General features: G+C 62.1%; 14 protein-coding genes. 2 read left to right on the top strand and 12 right to left on the bottom strand.

The window, feature by feature from the left end; genetic code table 11:
* The first annotated feature begins 504 nt into the window (after positions 1–504).
* Positions 505–1626 carry a tRNA guanosine(34) transglycosylase Tgt gene (gene tgt / locus DSOUD_RS08020; protein WP_053550521.1) on the top strand — a complete coding sequence of 374 codons (1122 nt, stop codon included), beginning with the start codon at positions 505–507 and terminating at the stop codon, positions 1624–1626.
* 24 nt (positions 1627–1650) lie between these two features.
* Complete coding sequence (locus DSOUD_RS08015) at positions 1651–2442, top strand: hypothetical protein (RefSeq protein ID WP_053550520.1); 792 nt, start codon at positions 1651–1653, stop codon at positions 2440–2442.
* Between the two features lie 11 nt (positions 2443–2453).
* On the opposite strand, the gene DSOUD_RS08010 is transcribed toward DSOUD_RS08015, so the two are convergent.
* From DSOUD_RS08010 to miaB, 12 genes are all read right to left on the bottom strand, one after another.
* A complete protein-coding gene (locus DSOUD_RS08010; RefSeq protein WP_053550519.1) occupies positions 2454–3209 on the bottom strand; it encodes a septal ring lytic transglycosylase RlpA family protein in 756 nt (251 codons plus the stop codon).
* A 146-nt stretch (positions 3210–3355) separates the two neighbouring features.
* On the bottom strand, positions 3356–4309 hold the full coding sequence (gene accA / locus DSOUD_RS08005; RefSeq protein WP_053550518.1) for an acetyl-CoA carboxylase carboxyl transferase subunit alpha: 954 nt from the start codon (positions 4307–4309) through the stop codon (positions 3356–3358).
* 81 nt (positions 4310–4390) lie between these two features.
* Complete coding sequence (dnaE, locus tag DSOUD_RS08000) at positions 4391–7864, bottom strand: DNA polymerase III subunit alpha (RefSeq protein ID WP_053550517.1); 3474 nt, start codon at positions 7862–7864, stop codon at positions 4391–4393.
* Positions 7865–8034: 170 nt separating this feature from the next.
* Positions 8035–8634, bottom strand: a complete 600-nt coding sequence (locus DSOUD_RS07995; RefSeq protein WP_053550516.1) for a Maf family protein — start codon at positions 8632–8634, stop codon at positions 8035–8037.
* Between the two features lie 83 nt (positions 8635–8717).
* On the bottom strand, positions 8718–9161 hold the full coding sequence (locus tag DSOUD_RS07990) for a hypothetical protein (protein WP_053550515.1): 444 nt from the start codon (positions 9159–9161) through the stop codon (positions 8718–8720).
* 94 nt (positions 9162–9255) lie between these two features.
* Entirely contained in the window at positions 9256–10239 is a 984-nt protein-coding gene (locus DSOUD_RS07985; RefSeq protein WP_053550514.1) for a helix-turn-helix transcriptional regulator, read from the bottom strand.
* Between the two features lie 34 nt (positions 10240–10273).
* Positions 10274–10666 carry a nucleotide pyrophosphohydrolase gene (locus DSOUD_RS07980; RefSeq protein WP_053550513.1) on the bottom strand — a complete coding sequence of 131 codons (393 nt, stop codon included), beginning with the start codon at positions 10664–10666 and terminating at the stop codon, positions 10274–10276.
* 57 nt (positions 10667–10723) lie between these two features.
* Entirely contained in the window at positions 10724–12286 is a 1563-nt protein-coding gene (gene guaA, locus DSOUD_RS07975; protein WP_053550512.1) for a glutamine-hydrolyzing GMP synthase, read from the bottom strand.
* Between the two features lie 170 nt (positions 12287–12456).
* The gene (guaB, locus tag DSOUD_RS07970) at positions 12457–13929 is read right to left on the bottom strand and encodes an IMP dehydrogenase (RefSeq protein ID WP_053550511.1); all 1473 of its coding nucleotides are present in this window, start codon (positions 13927–13929) and stop codon (positions 12457–12459) included.
* A gap of 306 nt (positions 13930–14235) precedes the next feature.
* Positions 14236–15306 carry a M42 family metallopeptidase gene (locus tag DSOUD_RS07965; RefSeq protein ID WP_053550510.1) on the bottom strand — a complete coding sequence of 357 codons (1071 nt, stop codon included), beginning with the start codon at positions 15304–15306 and terminating at the stop codon, positions 14236–14238.
* A gap of 417 nt (positions 15307–15723) precedes the next feature.
* Positions 15724–16374 (bottom strand): histidinol phosphate phosphatase domain-containing protein, encoded by a 651-nt coding sequence (locus DSOUD_RS07960; protein ID WP_053550509.1) that lies wholly within the window; start codon positions 16372–16374, stop codon positions 15724–15726.
* 226 nt (positions 16375–16600) lie between these two features.
* Complete coding sequence (gene miaB, locus DSOUD_RS07955; RefSeq protein ID WP_096335433.1) at positions 16601–17929, bottom strand: tRNA (N6-isopentenyl adenosine(37)-C2)-methylthiotransferase MiaB; 1329 nt, start codon at positions 17927–17929, stop codon at positions 16601–16603.
* Positions 17930–17932: the final 3 nt, after the last annotated feature.

The raw sequence follows: 17932 nt of genomic DNA, 5'->3' as shown, positions 1-17932 counted from the left end.
CATCCCTTGTGAAAAGTAATGTTAACGACCATAGAAAAAACAGGAGGAAACCTTCCGCCCTGTCAGAAAATCCTTGATACGACCCCTCGCCCCCGTCGGCAGCGGCCCGTTACCCCCAAAACCGTCCTTCTGGCAACCCTTCCGCCCGATCCGAAGAAGGGGAGCTTGTACAGGGAAAAATAACTGCGCAGACGATTAATAACCGCTTACATCCGGGGGAATAAGTTGGTTTTAAGTAACATTCGCGACGTATACATGTCAACCGAAAAGTTGTGTACTGTGTACTGTTGTCAAACGATGTTAGGTTAATCTCCGGCAGCCATCGGGCCCCGGGGAAGGCCGACTCAGATCCAGCAAAGACGAGGTTTGCCGCCCCTGCGGGATATTGCTTTCCCGAGCCGTTTCTGCTAGAGTCGCGCCACCCGAGGAGGTCCCGCCCAATGATGAAGGAGGGTCTCCGCCCCCGTACTCCCCTGACCGCTGTCCCCTAAAAGGCCACTTATCATGTTCGAGTTTACTCTGCAGTGCACCGACCCGGGGAGCGCCGCCCGCAGGGGTCGCCTCGAGACCCCGCACGGCGTCATCGAAACACCGATCTTCATGCCCGTCGGAACCCACGGCGCCGTGAAGGCCATGACCCCCGCCCAGGTCGAAGAGACCGGAGCCCAGATCATCCTCTCCAACACTTACCACCTGCACCTCAAGCCCGGCGAAGGTCTGGTGGAAAAAGCCGGCGGCCTGCACAAATTCATGAACTGGCACCGCCCGATTCTCACCGACAGCGGCGGCTTCCAGGTTTTTTCCCTGCCGAAGAAGAAGATTACCGAAACAGGGGTTTACTTCCGCCATGAAGTCACCGGCGAGGAGATCTTTCTCGGCCCGAAGGAAGCCACCACCATCCAGAACGCCCTCGGGGCCGACATCATCATGGCGTTCGACGAGTGCATCCCCTACCCCGCCACCCACGCCTATTCGGCAAAGTCGATCCGTACCACCTTGAAATGGGCCGATGAATGTCTCAAGGCCCACACGCGCAGCGACCAGGCGCTCTTCGGCATCGTCCAGGGGAGCGTCTACGAGGACCTGCGCCGGGATTGCGCCCGGGAGCTGACCGCCATGGATTTTCCCGGCTACGCCATCGGCGGGGTGAGCGTCGGCGAGGGACTCGAACTCCTCAAGAAGGTGGTCGACTACACGGCCCCCTTCCTGCCGGAAAACAAGCCGCGCTACCTCATGGGGGTCGGTCTCCCCGAGGATATCCTCGAGAGCGTCGAGCGGGGGATCGACATGTTCGACTGCGTCATTCCGACCCGCTACGCCCGCAGCGCCACCCTCTTTACCAGCCGCGGCAAGATCCGCCTCACCCATCGCCGCTACCGGCGCGATTTCTACCCGGTGGACGCCGCCTGCAGCTGCTACTGCTGCCGCAACTTCACCCGCGCCTACCTGCACCACCTCTACAATTCCAACGAGATCCTCTCGGCGATCCTGGCGGCGATCCACAACGTTCACTTCTATCTCGAAATGATGGCCGGAGCGCGACGGGCAATCGAAGAGGGGAATTTCAAAGGGTACAAGGAAGAGTTTCTCGGCAGCTACGGTTTTTCCGATTCCGACGACGGCTGAAGAGAAGGAAAGAGCGAGGAGGGGATGAGCGAGAGGGCAGAAGGAAACCTTGAACCGGCCTTGATACAGAGGCTGCACAGGGCGCTGACGGAAAGCGGCGACGAACTCTTCACCCTCATGCAGGATGGGTCGCCGGAGGTGCTGCGTGCCGCCCTGAAAAATCCCGCTCTCGGCGAAGAGCACCTTCGGGCGCTCCTCAAGCGCCGCGACCTCACCGAGGATCTGCTCAAGGCCATTCACCAGCACAAAGCGGTCGCTTCCAGCCACCGGCTGAAGGTCGCCCTGGCCTACAATCCGATGACCCCCGGGCCGATCGTCCAATCCCTCCTCGGACAACTCTTTCTCTTCGAGCTCATCACCCTCTGTTACCTCCCCGGAGTCACGCCGGACCAGAAGCTGGCCGCCGAACGGATCATCCTCCAACGCCTGCCGACGACGGATCTGGGGAACAAGGTGACCCTCGCCCGGCGTGGAACGAGTACCCTGGTCGGCGAACTCCTCAAGGAAGGGGAACCTCTTCTGATGGAGCCCTGCCTGGCCAACCCCCGCCTGAAAGAAATTTCCATCCTGCAGTTTCTCAACGGTCCCAAGGGAACCGCCGAGACGATTTCGATCATCGCCCGCCATCCCCGCTGGAAAACCCGCCCCAACCTGAAAATGGCCATCCTCAAAAACCGGAAGACCCCTCCCGTCTGGTTCACGCTCTTCCTGCCCCCCCTGCGCCGCGTCGATCTCCACGAGCTTCTGGCTTCGCAGCGACTTTCCCCTGGGCAAAAAAAGCTGGTCGAAGATGAGGTACGGCGCCGAGATCGCTGATCCGCTCCGTCCTATTCCTGCGCCACCACGAAGCAACCCGGATAACCGCTTCTCTCCAACTCATCCCGGGTCGTCTCGGCCACGGCGAGGGATCGGAAGCTGCCGACCCGCACCCGATGAAAGAGGGCGCCGTTGACCGTCCCCGTCTGCACTCCGGCGGCGCCGTAGCGTTTCTCCATCTCCCCGGCGAGGCGCCGGGCATTGTCGGCAAGGGAAAAGGCGCCGATCTGCACGGCAAAATGACCCGAATCGTAGCTTGCCGGCGCATTGTAGCTGATCGCCCCCGAAGGGTCCCGCCTCTGGTAGCCGAGGGCTTCGATGCGCACAGGAGCCGTCCCGGGGCCGACCACGTCGAGCTCTTTGGCTGCAGCATAGGAGAGGTCGATGATCCGCCCCTTGACGAAGGGACCGCGGTCATTGATCCTCACCACCATCTCCTTGCCGTTGTTCCGGTTGTGCACCCGCACAAAGACCCCGAGGGGGAGGGTCTTGTGGGCGGCGGAGATGCCGTACATGTCGTAGGTTTCGCCATTGCTGGTTTTTTTGCCGTGAAAATCCTTACCGTACCAGCTGGCCAGGCCATCCTCGATGAAACCGGCGTGACTGAGGAGCGGATCGTAGCGCTGGCCGTTGACCGTGTACGGTTTCTGGTGACCCTTGAGAGTGGCGGTGGAGGGCGAATCGAGGACGCGGGTATTATAGGCCGGCCCGCCGCAGGCAGAGATCACCAGGGCAAGAAGGAGGAGGGGGATAACAGGAGGGGACATGGGGAGCTGCTCCTTTGCAGCTGCGGCCCCTTCAAAGGCCGCAGGGAAGACGGCGACCGGGACCAAGGGAGCGACTTCCGGCAGGCTCAGGAGTCTCCCCTCAGGGAACGGGCGGGCGCTCGCGCACCCGCCTGACCCCTTTCGGTCTATTCCTGGATCCGGCTCATGGCCCGGAACTTCTGGTAGCGCTGTTCCACCAGTTCCTCGGGAGAGAGGGCCTTAAGCTCGAGCAGATGCTTTTTCAGGTAGACCTTGAGGCTGACGGCCGCCCCGGGAATGTCGTTGTGGGCACCGCCGAGGGGCTCGGGGACGACGTCGTCGATGACGCAGCCGAGTTCGTCGATATCGGTAGCGGTGAGTTTCAGGGCTTCGGCGGCCACATTCCCCTGGGAACCGTCGCCCCAGAGGATGGCGGCACACCCCTCGGGGGAGATGACCGCATAGACCGAATACTCCATCATCAGCACCCGGTTGCCGACGGCGATGGCCAGGGCGCCCCCGGACCCGCCTTCGCCGGTGATGGTGACGATGACCGGAACCGTCAGCGAGGCCATCTCCCGGAGATTGCGGGCAATGGCTTCGGCCTGGCCGCGTTCCTCGGCGCCGATCCCGGGAAAGGCCCCGGGGGTGTCTACGAAGGTAAAGATCGGCAGGCCGAACTGCTCAGCCATCTTCATGACGCGCAGCGCCTTGCGGTACCCTTCGGGATTGGGCATGCCGAAATTGCGATAGACCTTCTCCTTGGTGTCGCGCCCTTTCTGATGACCGATGACCACGCAGGGCTCGTTATCAAAGCGGGCAAAGCCGCAGACCAGGGCCGGATCGTCGCGGAAGTTGCGGTCGCCGTGCACCTCGAACCAGTCGGTGAAGATGTGCTGAATGTAATCGAGGGTGAAGGGGCGGTTGATATGGCGAGCCAACTGGGTACGCTGCCAGCGGGTCAGGTTGGCAAAGATCTCCTCACGGAGCTTTTCGGTCTTTTTTTCCAGTTTTTTAATCTCGCCGGAAAAGTCGACCTTCTCTGTGGAATATTCCCGGAGCTCGCGGATTTTCTGTTCCAGCTCGACGAGAGGTTTTTCAAAGTCCAGATAGAATTGCATAGGGTTCTCCTGAAATTGGTTTTAAAAATGCCGCTCCAGACTGGCTCCGCATACCACCAGAATACTGAACTGAATTCAACATTATTCGAAGGTCACAACGTTATAGCCGAAAAGCTTTTCGCTGTCATCCATGATTTCGTCGGAAGCGCTCACCTTGAGCCCCTCCGGCAGGACGATCAGGGTTTCGCTGCGGTTGGGGATCACCAGATGAACGACCCCCTCGCAGTTGCCGCGGTGGCGTTCCATGATCTGACGCAGGGCCCGCAGCTGGCCTTCGTCGAGGCCGGGGGTGCTCAGACGGAAATGAACCCTTTTGGTGAGGCGATCCTTGACCTCGCGCAGGGACAGGACCTCGTTGGCCATCAATTTGACCGTTTCCTCGGAGATATCCAGGGTTCCGGTGACTAGGAGCGGCTCCTCCCCCTTGAGGAGTTCGGAGGCGGCGAGATAAGTCTCGGGAAAGACAACCATTTCGACGGAGCCCGAAAGGTCCTCGAGGGTGACGAAGGCCATCCGGTCCCCCTTTTTGGTGGTCAGCTCCTTCATCCCGGCGACGATGCCGCAGACCCGCACCTCCTCCTTGTCGCTGCGTTCGATCAGCCCAGCGGTGTCGCAGGTGGCAAAACGCTTGATGGCCGCGGCATGGCGGGAGAGGGGGTGGCCGGTGATATAGAAACCGAGGGATTCCTTCTCGAAGGCGAGAAGGATTTTTTCCGCCCACTCGTCCATGGCCGGCAGCTGGCCGTAGCCGTTGCCCGAAGTGGAGATGATCTCCTCGTGGCCGAAGAGGGATTCCTGTCCCTGCGCCTTCTCCTTCTGGACCTTCTGCCCGACCTCCATCGCCTCTTCGAGTGCCGCCATGTACTGGGAGCGCTTGCCGCCGAGGGAGTCGAAGGCGCCGCACTTGACCAGGGCCTCGAGGACCTTCTTGTTGACCTTGCGCAGATCGACCCGTTCGCAGAAATCGTAAAGGGTCGTGTAGGGACCCGCACTCCGGACTTCGATGATCGACTCGAGAGCCGCCGAGCCGACCCCCTTGACGGCGCCGAGGCCGAAGCGCATGGAGCGGTCATGGACGGTAAAGGTGCGGTCCGAGGCGTTGATATCCGGAGGGAGAACCTCGATCCCCATGGAACGGACCTCGGAAATATTCTTGAGCACCTTGTCAGTGTTTTCCATATCCTCGGTGAGGAGCGCCGCCATGAACTCCACGGGGTAATGGGCCTTGAGAAAGGCGGTCTGGTAGGCAATCAGGGCGTAGGCGGCCGAGTGGGACTTGTTGAAGCCGTAGGCGGCAAACTTCTCCATCAGGTCGAAGACCCCTTCGGCCTTCTTCGGGTCGAGTTTGTTTTCCCTGGCGCCGGCCACGAACTTGGCCCGCTCCTTGGCCATCTCCTCGGCCTTCTTCTTTCCCATCGCCCGGCGCAGCAGGTCGGCTCCGCCGAGGCTGTAGCCGCCGAGGACCTGGGCGATGAGCATGACCTGCTCCTGATAGACGATGACCCCGTAGGTATCCTTGAGGATCGGCTCGAGCTGGGGGAAATCGTAGGTGATCGCCTTCTTGCCGTGCTTGCGCTGAATGAAGTCGTCGACCATCCCCGACCCCAGGGGTCCGGGGCGGTAGAGGGCGCAGATGGCGATGATGTCTTCAAAGCAGGAGGGCTTGAGCTTGATCAGCAGCTCCTTCATCCCCGAGGATTCGAGCTGGAAGACGCCGGTCGTTTCCCCCGCCGACAGGAGACGGTAGGTCTCCGCATCGTCGTCGGTGATCAGCCTCAGATCGAAGGCGGGGTCCTTGACATGGTGAATCAGCCGTACCGCGTTGTCGATGACCGTCAGCGTCTTGAGCCCGAGGAAATCGAACTTGACCAGTCCGATCTTCTCCACATAGCTCATGGCGAACTGGGTCACCTGCCCCCCCGACTTGGGATCGGTGTAGAGGGGGAGGTACTCGGGGAGCGGCCTGGGGGTGACGACCACGCCGGCGGCATGGGTCGAGGCGTGACGGGTCAGCCCTTCGAGGGCCAGGGCGATGGAAAAGAGTTCCTTGACCTTGGGATCCTTGTCCACCAGATCCTTGAGTTTCGGTTCCTGCTGAAGGGCTTCCTTGAGAGTGATATTGAGAACCGTGGGGACGAGCTTGGCGATTCTGTCGACCTCGCCGTAGGCGATGTTCAGGGCCCGACCGACGTCGCGCAGCACGCCCTTGGCCTGCATGGTGCCGAAGGTGATGATCTGGGCGACGTTGGTCTCGCCGTAATGCTGGCGCACGTATTCGATGACCCGCTCACGGCCGTAGATGCAGAAGTCGACGTCGATATCCGGCATCGAAACGCGCTCCGGATTCAGGAACCGCTCGAAGAGGAGGTTGTAGGGCATCGGATCGATGTCGGTGATGCGGACGGCAAAGGCGACCAGGCTGCCGGCGGCGCTGCCGCGTCCCGGTCCGACGGGGATGTTCTGATCCTTGGCCCAGTTGATGAAGTCGGCGACGATGAGAAAATAACCGGGAAAGCCCATCTGCCGGATGCAGTCCAGTTCGATATTCAGGCGTTCCTGGTACCCCTTTTCCTCCTCGGCGCTGAAGGCAGGACGCAAGCGGCGGATGTCCTTCAGCCGCTCCTCCAGCCCCCGGCGGGACATCTCCTCGAGGACGTCGTCGAGGCTCTTGTCGGCGGGTTTTTCATACTGGGGAAAGTGGTAGGTCTTGAAATCGAGTTCCAGATTGCAGCGCTCGGCGATCTCGACGGTGTTCCTGATCGCCTCGGGGACGTGCTGGAAGAGATGGGTCATCTCCTCCGGGGTTTTGACATAGAACTCATTATTGGAAAAACGCATCCGGTTCGGATCGTCCATGGTCTTGCCGGTCTGGATGCACAGCAGGACTTCGTGGGCGTAGGCGTCCTGGCGGGTCAGGTAATGACAGTCGTTGGTGGCGACCAGCGGCAGCTGCAGCTCGCGGGAGATCTCGATCAGCCCCTTGTTGACGGGCGTCTGCTCGGGGAGGAAGTTCTCCTGCAACTCGAGAAAGAGACGATTGTCGTCAAAAACCCGGGCCATCTCCCGGGTCCGCTCCAGAGCCTGCTCGCCGCGGTTCATGCCGATGAGCGTGGGGATTTCGCCGCCGAGACAGGCCGTCAGGGCGATCAGCCCCTTGTTGTGGGTCGCCAGCAGTTCCCAGTCGACCCGGGGCTTGTAATAGAATCCCTCGCGGTAGGCGGCCGAGACCAGATGACAGAGGTTACGGTAGCCAACGAGGTTCTGGCAGAGGAGGACGAGGTGGTTGGACGCCTCCGAGGAGCCGCGGGCGTTCCCCTTGTCGAAGCGCGACCCCGGTGCGACGTAGATCTCGCAGCCGATGATCGGCTTGATCCCGGCACTGGAGGCCTTGAGGTAGAACTCCACGGCGCCGAACATGTTGCCATGATCGGTGACGGCCAACGCCGGCATCCGGCACTCCTTGGCGCGCTGCACCAGATCGCCGATCTTGATGGCGCCGTCGAGGAGGCTGTACTGGCTGTGCAGATGTAAGTGGACGAAACCGGCGTGTTCCATAGGGAGAAGGCTTAATTCCGGGTTTGAGGTTGCGGGTTTCGGAGCGGATTGCAGGATCCGCCCCGGAAATGAAAAAACCGATATCAGCGAACGCTTGCGCGTTGCGTCGACCGGTTTCCGAGAAGAAGGGATGGGTGACAATACCACCGGCCGGCAGGGAGCGTCAAGCCTTACCTCCCCCCGCCACCCGGCAGAATTTCGACGCCGAAATGAAGAAGGAGATCGGTGAGGAGGATCAACGGCAGGCCGATGAGGGTGGTGTAGTCATCCCCCTCCATCTTTTCCATGAGGGCGATACCGAGCCCCTCGATCTTGAAGGATCCGGCGCAGTCGACGGGATTTTCGCGGGCGACGTAATCGGCGATCGCCCCCTCCGAGAGGGTGCGCAGGGTGACGGTGTAGGTGGAGACGTCGGTGAGGGCTTCGCCGCTGGCGGCATCGAAAACCGAGAGCCCGGTATAAAAGACGTGGCTTCGACCGCTCATCTCCCGAAGCTGCTGCACCGCCTTCGCGGCGGTCTGCGGCTTGCCGAGGATTTGTCCCCGGGCGTTGACGAACACCTGGTCGGCGCCGATGATCAATGACTCGGGATAGCGCTCCCGGAGGCTGGCCGCCTTGTGACAGGCCAGATGCTTCACCAGCAGTTCCGGGGCCACCGACTGGTCCATGGTTTCCTTGTAGAGGGGCGCCGCCACATGAAAAGGGAGGCCGAGCTGGCGCAGCAGCTGCATGCGGTAGGGGCTGGTCGAGGCAAGTACGAGGGTGCGCATGGGTCCATCCTTCGGAGAAAATTTCCGACCTTTTTACCCCAGACGCCGAGCAAATGCAATGCAATCCGCCTCCCCTCCACTCTTCAGACGGCGCGCCGCGCCCTGGACGGAGCAGCCTCGGCCACCCCCAAGGAGTATCCGCCGTGGCCGGCGGCGGAACCCAGGGGGATCCAGCCGTCCTCGCACCGATAACCGACCACCGCATTGCGCACCACCCCGGTGAGCGCGGGGAAATCGGCGAGGCAGAAACGGATCGAATGCAGCGCCTCGGCGACCCCCTCCTCGACGGCCTCGCGGGGAACCCGGGCAAAGAAGAGCTCGAGGGAGCCGGGATCAAGCCAAGCGTCGGCAAAGGTGACCTCCACCCGGCTGCCGAGCTCCACCAGCACCTCCCCTTCGAAACCGCCGTCGCCGAGGGTCCCGGAGAGAGCGAATATGGTTTCTCGGCCGTTGCGCCGCGTCTCCGCATGATGGATGTCAAGATAGAGTCCCCTCCCCTTCGCTTCCGCCCTGTTGAACCAGACCATACGCACCTCCCGTCGGATTATCGGTTATCTTCCCTGAGTCAAGGAATAACCGACGATCGCGACAGAATACGTCACGGCTGTTCGCTCGGTGGAATCAGGCGCCGGAAAGCCCTTCTTCGAGGCCGCGGCGAAAAGCGTCGCGCAGGGAGGGGGGTGAAAGGACCTGCACATGGGGGAGATAGGAATAGAGCCAGGCGAGGATTTCCTTTTCGCCGCCGGCGCAAAAGCTCAGAAGCAGCGAGCCGTCCGCCTCCTCGCAGAGCTCCTGCCCCGCCTGCCAGGTTCGCTCGCGGATCAGGTGGGCTACGGCGGCGGTGAAACGCACCCTGATCGTCGACGGCGCTTCATCGATGAGACCGAAAGCGCTGCCGGTGAGATCGGCGGCCCGGTAATCGTCCGGCACCTCGAAGCGCTCCTTGAGCACCTCCACGTCCTGCAGACGATCGACGAGAAAGAGACGCAGGGCCTTGCGGTTGTGAGCATAGCCGCCGAGGTAGAGGGAATCCTTGTAAAAGAGGAGGGTGTAGGGGTCGAAAATGTACTCTTCGGGACGACGCCGGGGAGGGGCATAGTAAATACGGCAGCGGTACTGAAAGAGGAGGGCCTCCCGCAGCCTCTCAAGAATCTCCTTCTTGCCGCTGTAGTCGCGGACCCCCTGAAAGAGCGGAGTCGCCGCCTCGGCGATGCGCTCCAGATGGGCCACGCTGCGCGGCGGCAGCGACGAGCGGATGCGGCCGAAGATGGCGTCGAGGTCGTCCTGGAAGGGGGTTCCCTGAAGGAAAGCGAGCTGACCGCGGCAGAGATAGAGGGTCATCAGCTCGGGGAGGGAAAAGGTGATCGGGGGGATTTTCTTGAAACCGGTGATGAAGCGGTAGAGGGTGCGGCCGTCCCCTTCCTCCTCGGAAACAAGGGGATAGCCGGCTTCGCGGATCGACTGCAGGTCGCGGTAGACGGTGCGCCGGTTGACCCCGCACTCCTCGGCCAGCTCCTCGACGCTCGCCCCGTAGCGCGCCTCGAGGATGCGGATCACGTCGTGCAGCCGCGCCGCCTGGCTGTATTTTTTCGCCGGTCTGGGCAAGCCCGACCTCCCGTTGCCGGATGGCGGTACGGGGTTAGCGCTCGGTCCCGTCCGACTCCCGATCCTGCAGATAATGGGTGTATTTGTGGGACTTGCCGCGAACCTTCTCCGAGGGATACTTGCGGATATTCTTGGCCATCTTGGCCAGCACCGTATCCGTGAGGTCGAGCTGCAGGGCGTTGGCCAGCGAGAGGGAATAGATGACGATATCGGCCAGTTCCTCGCCGATGTCGGAGAGGGCGTCTAGCGGGAGGGTCTTCGACGCCTCGACGGTGAGCCACTGGAAGTGCTCCATCAGCTCCGCCGCCTCGATGGCGATGGACATGGAGAGATTTTTCGGCGTATGAAACTGCTCCCAGTCCCGCTCATGGACGAACTGGGCCATCTTCTCCTTGAGATCCTGCAGGGTGGTCCGATCATCGCTCATGAAGCCTCCGTGAAATCTCAGTGCCGGGTGAGGTGACCTTCAGCAGTCGGCTTGCAGTTATTCCCACTCAATGGTTGCCGGCGGCTTGCTCGAGATATCGTAGGTGACGCGGTTGATCCCCTTGACCTCGTTGATGATGCGGCTGGAAATCCTCGCCAGATCCTCGTAAGGCATGGGGTACCAGCCGGCGGTCATGAAGTCCTTGGTCTCCACGGCGCGCAGGGCGACGACATACTCGTAGGTCCGCCCGTCCCCCATGACGCCGACGCTCTTCACGGGCAAAAAGACGGCAAAGGCCTGGCTGATCTTGTCGTAGTGGCCGCTGGCGTAGAGCTCCTCGATGTAGATGGCGTCGGCCTGGCGGAGGATGTCGCAGTACTCCTTTTTGACCTCGCCGAGGATGCGCACCCCCAAGCCCGGTCCGGGGAAGGGGTGACGCCAGACCATCGGCCGCGGCAGGCCGAGCTCTTCGCCGATGGCGCGCACCTCGTCCTTGAAGAGTTCGCGCAACGGTTCGAGGAGCTGCAGCTTCATGTAATCGGGGAGCCCCCCGACATTGTGGTGGCTCTTGATGTTCTGCGCCTTGCCGGTCTTGGCGCCGGCGCTCTCGATGACGTCGGGATAGATCGTCCCCTGAGCCAGGTAGTTGGCGTCCTTGAGCCGGTTCGACTCTTCTTCGAAGATGTCGACGAAGAGACCGCCGATGATCTTGCGCTTTTTTTCCGGATCGCTGACCCCGGCGAGGGCGGAGAGAAAACGCTCCTCGGCATCGACCCGGATCACCTTGACGCCCATGTTCTCGGCGAAGGTGGCCATCACCTGATCCCCCTCGCAGAGGCGCAGCAGGCCGTTGTCGACGAAGACGCAGGTGAGCTGGTCGCCGATGGCGCGGTGGATGAGGGCCGCGGCAACGGAGGAGTCGACGCCGCCGGAGAGGCCGAGAATCACCCGGTCGCTGCCGACCTGGGTGCGGATGCGCTCCACGGCGTCCTCGATGATCTGCCCCGGCGTCCAGCGCCCGGTGCAGCCGCAGATCTTGCGGACGAAGGTGTCGAGAAGGAGTTCGCCCCGCGGGGTGTGATTGACCTCGGGGTGAAACTGCACGGCGTAGAGACGCCGGGCCTGGTTCTGAATGGCGCAGACGGGGGCGTTGTCGGTTCCGGCCACCACCTCGAACCCCTCGGGGACCAGGGAGACATGGTCGCCGTGGCTCATCCACACCGGGCTCTTGCCGTTCTGGAAGAAGCCGTCGAAGAGCGGCCCGGGTTCCCCCTGGGCGAGGAGTTCGGCGTGGCCGAATTCCCGCTTGCCGGCCGGGACCACGGTGCCTCCGAAGTGGCGGCTCATCAGCTGCATTCCGTAGCAGATCCCCAGCACCGGCACCCCGAGCTCGAAGAGAGCCTCGGCCACCGCCGGCGCCCCCTCCTCGTAGACCGACTTGGGTCCCCCCGAGAGGATGATTCCGCTCGGAGCAAAGGCGACGATCGCCTCGAAGGCCATGTCGAAGGGGTGCAGTTCACAGTAGACGTGGGCCTCGCGCACCCGACGGGCGATGAGCTGGGTGTACTGGGACCCGAAATCGAGGATGAGGATTTTTTCCTGATGGATATCGATGGACATCGTTATTTATTCCTGAAAAATGGAAAACCGTTCACCACAGAGGCACGGAGGCACAGAGATTTTTTAAAATATTCAGGTGCCTGACTCTGTGTTCTCTGTGTCTCAGTGGTAACAGGTGTCTGTTTCTTGCATTGTAATGCCTGGCAAGTCGCCCCAGTCCGAGAAAGAGCCTAGCTGGTTTTCTCGACCCGGTAGTTGGGCGCTTCGTGCGTGATCGCCACGTCGTGGACGTGGGACTCGCGCAGGCCGGCGTTGGTGATGCGCATGAAGGCCCCGTTGTCCTGCAGATCGCGCAGGGTGCGGCAGCCGGTGTAGCCCATCCCGGCGCGCAGGCCGCCGAGAAGCTGGTGAATGTTGGAGGAGAGGGACCCGCGGTAGGGGACCCGTCCCTCGATTCCTTCGGGGACCAGCTTGACGTCGCTTTCCACATCCCCCTGGAAATAGCGGTCCTTGCTCCCCTGCTTCATGGCGCCGAGGCTCCCCATGCCGCGGTAGGTCTTGTAGGTCCGTCCCTGGTAGAGGATCGTCTCTCCCGGCGATTCGTCGGTGCCGGCAAAGAGGGAGCCGATCATGATGACGTCGGCCCCGGCGGCGACGGCCTTGGGGAGTTCTCCGGAATACTTGATGCCTCCGTCGGCGATGAGGGAAACCCCGGCCTTGCGGGTGACCTTGGCCACGTCGGCGATGGCGGTGATCTGCGGCACGCCGACGCCGGCGACGACGCGGGTGGTGCAGATCGACCCGGGGCCGATGCCGACCTTGACCGCGTTGACTCCGGCCTTGATCAGGGCCTCGGCGGCGCTGGCGGTGGCGATGTTTCCGGCGATGAGCTGCAGGTCGGGATAGGCGCGGCGGGTGTCGGCCACGGCGTCGAGAACCCCCTGGGAATGGCCATGGGCGGTGTCGATGACCACGACGTCGACCCCGGCCCGGACCAGGGCCTCGAGGCGCTCCTCACGGTCGCCGCCGACGCCGATGGCGGCGCCGACGCGCAGGCGCCCTTTTTCGTCCTTGCAGGCCGAGGGGTACTTGCGGACCTTTTCGATATCCTTGATGGTGATCAGTCCCTTGAGAACGAAGTTTGCGTCGACCACCAGCAGCTTCTCGATGCGGTGCTTGTGCAGATGGTACTTGGCTTCCTCAAGCGTCGTCCCCGGGGGGACGGTCACCAGCTTGTCCTTGGTCATGACGGCGGAGATCGGCTGGTCGAGACGGGTCTCGAAGCGCAGGTCGCGGTTGGTGAGAATCCCCACCAGCAGTCCGTCCCGGGTGATCGGCACCCCGGAGATGCGGTATTTCTTCATCAGCTCCAGGGCCTCGAAGATCTTCTGATCGGGGTGCATGGTGATCGGGTCGACGATCATCCCGCTCTCCGATTTCTTGACCTGATCGATCTTGAGCGCCTGTTCGATGACGGAGAGGTTTTTATGCACGAACCCCATCCCCCCTTCCCGAGCCATGCAGATGGCGGTTCGGGACTCGGTGACGGTGTCCATGGCGGCGGAGAGGAGGGGGATGTTGAGACGGATTTGCGGGGTCAGCCAGGTGGAGAGATCGGCCTCCTTGGGGAGGACGGTGGAATGAGCCGGAATCAGTAGCACATCATCGAAAGTGAGCCCTTCGCGGATATCGAGGTCGTGCATCGCCATCTCCTTTGCCGGGGGGAAATATCGCTATTTGAAACTCTAAAGAGAATGAATGAAATTTATGAATTGCCACCAAGGCACCAAGACACCAAGGAAAGCAATTATTTGTATTACGTTTTTCTTGGTGTCTCCGTGCCTTGGTGGCTAAAAATTCGCCATTCTAAAAGCCGGAAAACCTGGGGTTGGATCCAGGAAAAAGTTCGATATCCGGCCCGGCAACCAGGGGTTCAGACCGAAAAATATTAACTGGCGACTTTATACCTGCCCCTGTGGGGGGTCAAGGAAAAAGGTCCTGAAAAAAGCCTAATTGGGGATGAACTGACCACGGTCCCTGATGCGATAAACCAGGGCGGTGAGCAGACGCACGGTGTTCTCCAGATCGCTCAGGGAAAGGAGCTCGACGGGGGTGTGCATGTAGCGCAGCGGTACGCTGACCAGGGCGGCGGCGACACCGCCGCGGGAGAGCTGGATGACGTTGGCGTCGGTCCCCGTCGCCCGGGCCTGGGCCATGACCTGCACCGGGATCTTTTCGTCGCGGGCGCACTCCATGAGAAGCTCAAAGAGGGCCGGGTTGACGTTGGCTCCGCGGCTGAGAATCGGACCGCTGCCGACCTTGAACTCGCCGAGTTCCTTCTTGTCGACCTCGGGAAAATCGGTGGCGAAGCCGACCTCGACGGCGATGCCGATGTCGGGGTCGATGCCGTAGACGCTCGTCGCGCCGCCGCGCAAGCCGACCTCCTCCTGCACCGTCGAGACCCCGTAGAGTTCCACCGGGGGGGCGCCGCGGCGGCGGACCTCCTGCAGCACCCGGGCGACGATGAAGGCCCCCATCTTGTCGTCAAAAGCCCGGGAGATCACCCGGTCTCCCTGCAGACGCTCGAGACCGACCTTGAGGGTCACCGGGTCGCCGATCGCCACCAACGCCTCGACTTCGCTGCGGCTGCTGCAGCCGATGTCGATGAACATCGCCTTGAACTTGACGACGGTCTCCCGCTCCTTGGTTTCCATCATGTGAATCGGCTTCTTCCCCACCACCCCGAGAACCGGCCCGCCGGTGCCGTGAATCAGCACCCGCTGCCCGGGAACGAGGTGGGCGTCGACCCCGCCGATGGGGGAAAAGAAGATGAAGCCGGCGTCGTCGACGTACTTGACCATGAAGCCGATCTCGTCGCAGTGGCCGGCGAGCATCAGGCGCGGAGCCCCCTCCCCTGCCGCGGCGATGCGGGCGATGACGTTCCCCATGACATCGGTGGTCACCTCGTCGGCCACCGGCTCCAGTTCGCGGCGCATGATCCGCTGAGCGGGCTGTTCATAACCGGAGGGGCTCGGAGCTTCGACCAACTCCTTGAGAAAAGCGAAATCCGTATCGTTCATGAAATCCTCGCCAGTTGAATGTTGCTGTGTTTATAAAAAAGCGATGTTTCACCACGAAGGTCACGAAGGAAAATCCTTAAAATCCGGCTCTCCTTCGCGCTTCGGCTGAGACAAGGTCAAATACTTTATATCCGCAGATGACGCAGATGTTCGCAGATAAAAGCAGGGTCGTGTGGAATGTTTTTTGACCTGGCCCTTCTCCGCGCCCTCCGCGCCCTCCGCGGTCAAAAGCCTTTCAGCAGGCAAAGCTTTCACCACCCGTTCGCTGCACTCACTCGAGGGCACAGAGATCACAGAGAAAGCCGATAAAATTCTAGCCTTGGGGGTTAACCAAAAACAAAGTTTTTTACTCCTGCCCTTCTCTGCGTCCTCCTGACCTTCTCAGCGCTCTCTGCGTTGAAATTGACCCTGCAGGCTTCACAGGAGAGAGCGGGCCACCAGGGCCTCGCTGTTGCGCCGGGTCTGTTCGAACTCTGCTTCGGAGAGCCCCGCCCCGAGGGCTATTTTCCGCGCCATATCGAGGGACGTGAGATCCCCGGGGGCATGGCTGTCGGTGTTGACCACCAGCAGCGCCCCGGCGGCCAGGGCGGTGCGGGCGACGTGACCGTTGGTCAGGGAGTGCCCCTTGCGGGTGGTCAGCTCCAGACAGATGCCGCGCTCGGCGGCCAGGGCGGCGTCTTCGGCGGTAATCAGCCCGGGATGGGAGAGGATGTCGATGTCGGAAAGGAGCGCCGCGCGGTTGGTGCCGCACGCCACCGGCTCGACGATGGTTTCGCCGTGACAGACGATGATGCGGGCGCCGAGGGCTCGGGCCTCCCTGGCCGCCGCGGCAATCGACGCCGGCGGGATATGAGTGAGCTCGATCCCGGGAATCACCGTCAGGCCCCAGGCGGCGCCGAGATCGCCGGCCACCCGAAGGATGCGCGGGATGATGAAGTCGAGGTTGGAAAAATCGCCGTGGTCGGTGATCGCCAGCGCCCGGTATCCGAGGATAGCGGCGCGGCGGGTGAGCTCGGAGGGGATCAGTTCCCCGTCGCTGAAGATGGAATGGCTGTGCAGATCGATCATGAAAGTGTCGTCTCCTGGACGGAGGTTGGGGGATGGCCGGAAAGTGTCAGGTGCTGCAGAAGGGCGCGGAGATGGAGAGAGAAAAATCAGACCGGAAGCGCGTAGTACAAGGACCTTCCTCTGCGCTTCTCTCCTCCTCTGAGTCTCTGCGTTGACGATTGGTTCGGTTGCCGTCCCAAGGAGTAAACGGACTCAACTGCAGGGGAACCGATCCAGTGGTCCCGAGCTAGATGACAATCTCGCCGAGCTGGGTGTTTTTGTTCGACCGAAGGATGCGGACCGGCACGGTCCTGCCGATGAGTTCCGGGCTCCCCGGGAAGTTGACGATGCGGTTCCAGGTGGTGCGGCCGAAGATCTGTCCTTCTCCCTGACGGCTCTCTCCCTCGACGAGGACCGGCAGAACAGCCCCGACATCGGCGGCCCAGACCTGGCGGCCGATGGACTCCTGCAGGGCCAGGAGGCGGTCGAAGCGCTCCTGGCGGACGGCCGCGGGGAGATCGTCGGAAAGTTCTGCGGCAGCGGTGCCGGGACGGGGAGAATAGAGGAAGGTGAAGACGTCGGCGTAACGCACCTCGGCCACCAGGTCGAGGGTGGCGGCAAAATCCTCTTCGGTTTCTCCGGGAAAGCCGACGATGATATCCGAGGTGAGGCGGATCTCCGGGGCGACTTCCTTGAGGCGGCGCACACGGTCGAGATACCCGGCGCGGGTGTAGCCGCGGTTCATCAGTTTCAGCACCCGGTCGGAGCCGCACTGTACCGGGAGGTGGATATGCAGGCAGAGCTTGTCGAGGGTAGCGAAGGCGGCGATAAGCTCCCCGGAGAGATCGCGGGGGTGGGAGGTGGTGAAACGGATCCGCTCGATGCCGTCGATGGCCTGGACGGCGGCGAGGAGGGCGGCAAAGGAGAGTTCCCCCTCGATTCTGGCGCCGTAGGAGTTGACGTTCTGGCCGATGAGGGTGACTTCACGGACCCCTCCGGCGGAGAGTTCCTCGATCTCGGCGAGAATCTCGGCGCTGGGACGGCTGATTTCCCGGCCGCGCACATGGGGGACGACGCAGTAGGAACAGAAGTTGTCGCACCCCTGCATCACCGTCACGAAGCGGCTCACCATATCCCCTTCCGTGCGGCGGGGGAAGAGGGCGAGACGGGTCTCCCGATCGAGGAAATCGGTCTCCAGGCAGCGGACCCGGTTCTTCTCCACCGCCTGGACCATCTCGGGGAGCTTGTGGACGTTGTGGGTGCCGAAAACAAGGTCGAGAAAGGGGAGCTTCTCGAGGAGCCGCTCCCCCTCCTGCTGGGCGACGCAGCCGCCGACGCCAATGATCAGGGCCGGGTTGTCGGCCTTGAGGGGTTTGAAGCTGCCGAGATGGCCGTAGACCTTGCGCTCGGCCTTGTCGCGCACCGAGCAGGTATTGAGGAGGATCAGTCCGGCGTCTTCGACCAGAGATACCTGCCGGTAGCCGATCTGCTTCAGGGAGTCGACGATCCGTTCCGAATCGACCACGTTCATCTGACACCCGAAGGTCTCGAGATAGAAAGTCTTTTCTGCTGCCAAGGG

Source organism: Desulfuromonas soudanensis, assembly GCF_001278055.1.
GTDB classification, from domain to species: domain Bacteria; phylum Desulfobacterota; class Desulfuromonadia; order Desulfuromonadales; family WTL; genus Deferrimonas; species Deferrimonas soudanensis.
This window is presented reverse-complemented; position numbering and strand designations above follow the sequence as displayed.

Bases quoted from the DNA above. Each gene is read 5' to 3' on its own strand.
- tgt (WP_053550521.1), top strand. From the start codon at position 505: ATGTTCGAGTTTACTCTGCAGTGCACCGACCCGGGGAGCGCCGCCCGC.
- DSOUD_RS08015 (WP_053550520.1), top strand. From the start codon at position 1,651: ATGAGCGAGAGGGCAGAAGGAAACCTTGAACCGGCCTTGATACAGAGG.
- DSOUD_RS08010 (WP_053550519.1), bottom strand. From the start codon at position 3,209: ATGTCCCCTCCTGTTATCCCCCTCCTCCTTCTTGCCCTGGTGATCTCT.
- accA (WP_053550518.1), bottom strand. From the start codon at position 4,309: ATGCAATTCTATCTGGACTTTGAAAAACCTCTCGTCGAGCTGGAACAG.
- dnaE (WP_053550517.1), bottom strand. From the start codon at position 7,864: ATGGAACACGCCGGTTTCGTCCACTTACATCTGCACAGCCAGTACAGC.
- DSOUD_RS07995 (WP_053550516.1), bottom strand. From the start codon at position 8,634: ATGCGCACCCTCGTACTTGCCTCGACCAGCCCCTACCGCATGCAGCTG.
- DSOUD_RS07990 (WP_053550515.1), bottom strand. From the start codon at position 9,161: ATGGTCTGGTTCAACAGGGCGGAAGCGAAGGGGAGGGGACTCTATCTT.
- DSOUD_RS07980 (WP_053550513.1), bottom strand. From the start codon at position 10,666: ATGAGCGATGATCGGACCACCCTGCAGGATCTCAAGGAGAAGATGGCC.
- guaA (WP_053550512.1), bottom strand. From the start codon at position 12,286: ATGTCCATCGATATCCATCAGGAAAAAATCCTCATCCTCGATTTCGGG.
- guaB (WP_053550511.1), bottom strand. From the start codon at position 13,929: ATGCACGACCTCGATATCCGCGAAGGGCTCACTTTCGATGATGTGCTA.
- DSOUD_RS07965 (WP_053550510.1), bottom strand. From the start codon at position 15,306: ATGAACGATACGGATTTCGCTTTTCTCAAGGAGTTGGTCGAAGCTCCG.
- DSOUD_RS07960 (WP_053550509.1), bottom strand. From the start codon at position 16,374: ATGATCGATCTGCACAGCCATTCCATCTTCAGCGACGGGGAACTGATC.